This is a genomic window from Kosmotoga sp. DU53 (assembly GCF_001639905.1).
Lineage (GTDB): Bacteria > Thermotogota > Thermotogae > Petrotogales > Kosmotogaceae > Kosmotoga > Kosmotoga olearia.
In genome coordinates, this window is record NZ_JGCK01000039.1 from 1 (window position 1) to 6,031 (window position 6,031).

A 6,031-nucleotide genomic window follows, 5' to 3' on the forward strand; every position below is an offset into this window, starting at 1 on the left:
ATCGAGCAGCAGTGTTTTGTGCTCAGACCTGGGAAAAGAAATCTCTTCACACATAGAATTTAGAAGTTGTGGTATATTAGTTGTGGGCATGGGAAACCTCCATATGTTGTGTTTGGCTTCACAACTAATTTACTAGGTTCCCATGCCTTTTTCAATGACCTGTATTTCCTCTTTCTTCTAAGTGCATAGTTTGGGGAAAACGTTTCTCTCAAAGCAAGCGAAAAAGTATCTTGATAAATTACCAAAAAATATACGTGAGAAAATCGTTTCAGCTATAAAAAACATTCCCCTCGGTGATGTTAAGCCGCTAAAGGGTAAGTATCAGGGATTTTATAGATTACGTGTCAGTAATCACCGTATTCTATTCAAACGTGAAGACAATACGATTTATGTTTACAGGATAGATGTGCGAGGAGATGTGTATAAATAGAATTAAGTATCCCAGATCCTGGTAAGAGTTATCCACTAAAGTGTATTGAAATCTTTCCTAAGCCCATGGAAGAGGAAGTGTCCCCCCAACAGTTATGAAAATCTCGAACTATTCGGAAATGAAATAAGGCTATTCCCAGGCTTTTTTGACAATCTGAAGGGCTTTATAAATCATAGGATCAGCTTTGCCAATTATCCAAGATATTTTTCCCTCAAGACTCACATTTATGGGAATATCCGGCTCTATATGGCTTCCTTCCTCGAGAAGTAAAATCCTAGCTGATAGATTTGCATTGTATTTTTGATTGACGTTTTCTATATTTTATGATCGATGTAGATACAACATCCTCTGGAAATATCTGTGATGCAATTGGTACTACCCAATCACCTCAACTCCTCAAGAATGTAAAAATTACCACCTGCATCTCCATCGAAGATATATTTTCCCACCTTGTACGGTGCCCCTCCTACTCTTCCTCGTCCGTCTTCGTATTCATACATCCAGATTAATTTTCCATCTTTTGCCGAATAACACCTTATCTCAGGGCCCCAATTATGTACGTATATTCTTCCGCTTTCTTTGTCTAAATAAACATCATCGGCAGAGTACCTTGTCCATGCCTTCCATACCACATCCCCATTCTCTGTGTCTAACGCATATATATACCCTGCTGGCCTCATCAATATCAACTTGTCATCATATATTTGCAATCTATTCCCAAATCCCCAGTTCACTGGATGAACACTGCTGTCATCTGGGAAATAACGTCTCTTCCACACTACTTCACCGGTATCTCTTTTCAATCTTAGAACAAGTCCAAACCATGTCGCTCCATATACACTGTCTCCACATACCACCGGAACTGTATAAAAGTCATCTCTGTGCTCACTCCTAACCTCATATTTCCATACCACCTTACCCGTTTCCATATCTATAGCATAAAATACCGGATTGTAACCATACACCTCCTCAAAATCTCTGCTGCCTACATATAACAGTCCCATTTCCTCATCTATCACCGGATCCGTCGCTTTCGGTGCTAATATCCTTTCGCTTTTCCATATTTCTCTTCCATTTTCGCTATCAAGCTTTATTACTGTACTATACCCATCCCTCATATATTCGACTGCATACAAAAATCCATTTTGCAAAGCCATTCCATTATCCGGTGAGCCGTCTTCAAGTAAATATTCCCAGGTTATTTCACCTGTTCTTTTGTTCAAAGCTAATATTGCTGAGCTTGCTTCTTTCGATGCTACTCGAATAATATATATATTGTCTCCTCCAAGCTCTATGTCAAAAACCCTTTTATTATCCGATCTTATTCTTCTATCCCATAATAATTTTTTTCGATTTATATCAATAGCTGCTACTAATTCTTCTCTTCCTCTTGTATAAACAACTCCAGTTTCTTCATCGTATATACATTCTGACGGATGCGTACAAAATGATATTTCAGGCTCAAATTTCAACTTCATATACAACTGCACGTAATTGTTTTCATGCGGCAGAAGCGAAGAACATGAAGAGGCCAGAAAGCATAAAATAATCATCACACTTATTATTACTACTTTTTTCATTTTTTTCTTCCTCCCAACCAAAGGCGGGGGAGTACCCCGCCTTATTTATTGCTGCTCATTATCTAGAATTATGTCTATTATATCCGTAAGCCTTTCACTAACCTCGGTATTCGTAGCAGTTTCTGTCAGATGGTTCGCATCTGGTGCTGGTTTGGGTTCTATATATCTCGCTCCGGGTGATACAACATCCTCTGGGAATATCTGTGATGCCACAGGTACTACCCCGTCACTTTCATCTGATCCCACTACCACATTGTCCCATGCAAATTGTATCCCATAATCGGGATTCAAATACCCTCCTCCTGCCACATATAGCGCTCCTACACAAAATCTGTGAACATTCCAAAAACTCGTTGCCATGTACCACGCCCCCGTTACCAAATACGATACACTCAGTGTTTCACACATATTCTCTGTGAATTTCATGTTTTCTCCAACTTCCGTACTATCTTGACTTATTGTTTCCAGCAACTCCGTTATCTTTTTCTGTTCCCCGTATATGGAGGCATAGTAAATGGTTCCTCCTTCCCCATTTGCAGGCAAATTGGTATCCGCTAAGCGTTCTAAAAATGTACTTCCTGGTATCATTTCCTTCATTATTGTTACATTCGCATTTTTCCGTTATAACTGAAACAAGGGGAGGGTTTTATCTAACGGCAACCTTCAAATGAGAAAAACTCTATTTAATGCCTAAATGAGGGCACATAAAAAATCGCATCCAATAAAAATTTGTTTTTTCACGAGAATACACTAAAGTTCATTTTCATCAATGGTAGAACATATCATTTCTGACTCGTGTATGCGATTAATATCTTTCCTGACGTATAATGAATGCTTAGCCATGTTCGGGGAAGTTCTTTCTTTAGAATGACTTTGTTTTGTGCAATGTCGTACAGAATCAATTTTCCTTGAGTTTGATCTGCAAATCCTACAACCGTCTCATTAACAAAAAACGGGGAGATTATATCCTGCCATTCAGGTATAACATCTAATTGAGGGGAGTTATAACTCTCTATCTCGTAACCTTTATCTTTGGGAGTAGCAATGGCTAGCTTGTCTCCAAATCGCAATGCAAAGCATATTTTTCCGCTATCGCTCCAATCGCAGATGGGTGAAAGGGGAGGCATTGTATAAACATTCGTAGAAACAGGTGCATCAGAACCCGTTTTCATGTCAAGAACATGAAGTTCCGTGCGATGATCATTTACAACGGACCATGCAATCTTACTTCCATCTTTTGAAATGCTTACATCAAAACTGGACCTTGGTTTATTTGAAGTGACTATTTTTGCGAAGTTGTTTTTGTAGTCGTATTCGACCAGGTAAATCGGGCTTTTTTGCAGATAAAGCGGACCTTGGGAAGTTTTCCAGGAATAACTTTCCAGAAAGAACACACTGTTCTTGAAGATGTCTGCTCCATAAATAAGTATGAAATCAAAGTTCGGAATTCCTTTTACTTTTTTCTTGTCAATGGTTATAAATTCCTTCGGGTTCTGGATGTTTGTTACATAAAACTTTGCAGGATCCAAATCGTTGTAAATAACGATATTTCCAAAAGGATCGCAGTTTACCCTGGTACGAGACCATGGATAATCTGTGTATCTTAAAACATCCAGATACACAAAGGAAAAATCGCTCTGTGCTGAAAATAATGTAACTGTAGAAATAAGCATGGATAAAATGAAGAAAGCAACAAACAACCTTTTCATTCAAATCACCTCGAATTTTTTGTAATTGAGTTTACATTGCACGCAGTTTGCAAAATTGTTGTAAGTATATTGTCTAAAATATCATCAAGAGTTGTGCTAATTCTAAAACTGTTTGGATGTATAATGCTCTTTTCCTCAGCATTTTTTCTGCTTCACTAAAATAAGATAGGAAAACATTGGGGTCCCCGTTCAGCGGAGGGTTGCATGTGCTTATAAGATCTTCATATTCATCTCGATAAACAAGTAACTTTTGGTACAGAATTCGCAAGTTGTGCTCGTAAGTCATTTGAGCTTTTTCCATTTCTTTATCGTTTGCTGTTAAGTGATCATTAAAATCTCTAACACGGTTCAATCCACCAATGATGGTATTAAGCGAAAGTTCGAGATCTTTTCCTTTGCTAATGTCTATTGAAAGATTAATATTACCTGGCAAATCTAAAAGGTTTATGCGTATTCCATACGAAAATTCAATTGTTCCACTATCGAATGTGTTGCTCATTCTGTTCAAGTCTACAAAAAAACTGACAGCATCCATTATTCTACTTGTTTCTCGCTCAAGTTCAAGTATTCTAGCATTTTTTTTAGTTAAAAGCACATCTGGAGATTTTGGGATATTTGTGTTAGCCATTAGATTATGAATTTTGCTCACCAATTCATTAAAGTAATCTGAATTTATTAATTCTTCGCCAATCAAAATATTCTTGTTTTGGGGAATGCCTAGCATATTCTTTAGATCGAATTCCATTTCTTCCATTGTTATTTTGTGCTTTTTTATTGCATACGATATTTCACGGATTGTTTCTTTTGGAAACGAATTTTGTTGTATTTGCGCCAATAGTGTTTCATACATAGATAGTAAAGACTTTTCGTTACTCAATAAGCTAAACAAGTTCAAAGCATTCTTTAGGGTTTCTGCAGATGTTTTTTGTGATCTTATTACTTCAACCTCTCTTTTAAGTTCCTGAATAGTGCATCTTTTGTTGACTGCAAGAATAGGTGAAATTGGAATCTGAATGCTCAATCCTAAAGAAAGACTATTACCAGTTGATTGAAAATTTAAAAATGTAGAAAGTCTTGGAGAGAAGAGCGAGATTAGTTCTTGTTTTTTCTCCAGTTCCTTAATATTAGACATTGAAAGTTGATATTGGACGGAATTTTTTAGTGCTAAACTTATTACACCTTTTACGGTTAACCTAAGATATTCAGATTTGCTAATTCCCATCGAAAATATCAAAATAAACATCAAAAAAAGTATTATGAGTTTTCTCATTTTTCTGTCCTCCGTTAGTGATCTAACATGGGTGAACTCAGATACTTACTCAAAGTTTATCTAAGTAATGGGATCAAATGTTGTTTTATGTTCTTCGTAAGTCTCAGATTTATAGAAAAGTCTTTTACTGTCGTAATCTGGTTCACAGACGATATCTCCGTTGTCATACACAGTTATTTTAACTTTCCAATACATATAATAGTAATTGGTTGTAGACTGCCTTTTATAGAGAGTCCATATCATCATAGGTGGGATTGAAACATTATATTCTTTCGTTGTAACAACAGATCCGCTTACTCCTCCGTAAATGTGAAGTAGATCCAGCATATCGGCTCCTAAACTCCATTTCCACGTTTTTGTTACTTCTATTTGATATCTAAAATCCCATGAAATAGAGCTATTGTTCCATTCTCTATCTTCTATAGACCAAGCAGTTGCACCCATAAAAAGTGAGTTTAAATATTTGTACTGATAATCGACATACTCTTCAATCGGTTGGGCTGCAGGACCTCCAATAATGCTAACAGCAATAAAAAGAACAATCAAGAAACACCAGGATTTCCTCATAACATATCGCCTCCTTTTTGAGTAAAATCACACCAAAAGATTAGGATGTTCACCCATGTTAGAGCAAAGTTAATGACTATATCAAGAAATATTCCTGTACCCCAAAAAGGACTACAACCCCGTATTTAGACATCACAATCTTGCTTTACCTCTAACACAACAAGAGATATAAAAATCCGGCTCATATATTTCCAACTATCGATCAGGTAATAATACAGAAACTATCTGTGTGTCTTGATCTCTGTTGAGTTCTTCGAGTTTGGAATTAAAAGAATTTTCTTATGCATTTTCCGCACTGCCCCACTTTAGCTGTTTTCTTGTTACAGCCTATTTCACTTTAGCCTTTTTGTGCAATTCTGCGAGTTTTGTCCATGGCCGGTTGTGATAGAATGAGAATGAGTCAGTTGTCGGCATGCTGGGTTATCACAGGATTTGTGTTTTCTGTGTTAGCATTTGCATCTGTTTCATCAGCAAA

The 6,031-nt window shown here is 36.9% G+C and carries 6 protein-coding genes; 1 reads left to right on the forward strand and 5 read right to left on the reverse strand.

The genetic code is table 11. The annotated features are described in order from the left end of the window. Window positions 1–190: 190 nt before the first annotated feature. The gene (locus DU53_RS05545) at window positions 191–430 is read left to right on the forward strand and encodes a type II toxin-antitoxin system RelE/ParE family toxin (RefSeq protein ID WP_063727913.1); all 240 of its coding nucleotides are present in this window, start codon (window positions 191–193) and stop codon (window positions 428–430) included. Window positions 431–813: 383 nt separating this feature from the next. On the opposite strand, the gene DU53_RS05550 is transcribed toward DU53_RS05545, so the two are convergent. The 5 genes from DU53_RS05550 to DU53_RS05570 form a co-directional block, all read right to left on the reverse strand. After that, on the reverse strand, window positions 814–2,010 hold the full coding sequence (locus DU53_RS05550) for a PQQ-binding-like beta-propeller repeat protein (RefSeq protein ID WP_063727915.1): 1,197 nt from the start codon (window positions 2,008–2,010) through the stop codon (window positions 814–816). Window positions 2,011–2,055: 45 nt separating this feature from the next. Then, a complete protein-coding gene (locus DU53_RS05555) occupies window positions 2,056–2,607 on the reverse strand; it encodes a hypothetical protein (RefSeq protein WP_063727917.1) in 552 nt (183 codons plus the stop codon). A gap of 185 nt (window positions 2,608–2,792) precedes the next feature. Continuing rightward, window positions 2,793–3,719 carry a hypothetical protein gene (locus DU53_RS05560; protein WP_063727918.1) on the reverse strand — a complete coding sequence of 309 codons (927 nt, stop codon included), beginning with the start codon at window positions 3,717–3,719 and terminating at the stop codon, window positions 2,793–2,795. Window positions 3,720–3,792: 73 nt separating this feature from the next. Continuing rightward, window positions 3,793–4,989 (reverse strand): hypothetical protein, encoded by a 1,197-nt coding sequence (locus DU53_RS05565; protein WP_063727921.1) that lies wholly within the window; start codon window positions 4,987–4,989, stop codon window positions 3,793–3,795. Between the two features lie 60 nt (window positions 4,990–5,049). After that, a complete protein-coding gene (locus DU53_RS05570; RefSeq protein WP_063727922.1) occupies window positions 5,050–5,556 on the reverse strand; it encodes a hypothetical protein in 507 nt (168 codons plus the stop codon). Between the last annotated feature and the right edge of the window lie 475 nt (window positions 5,557–6,031).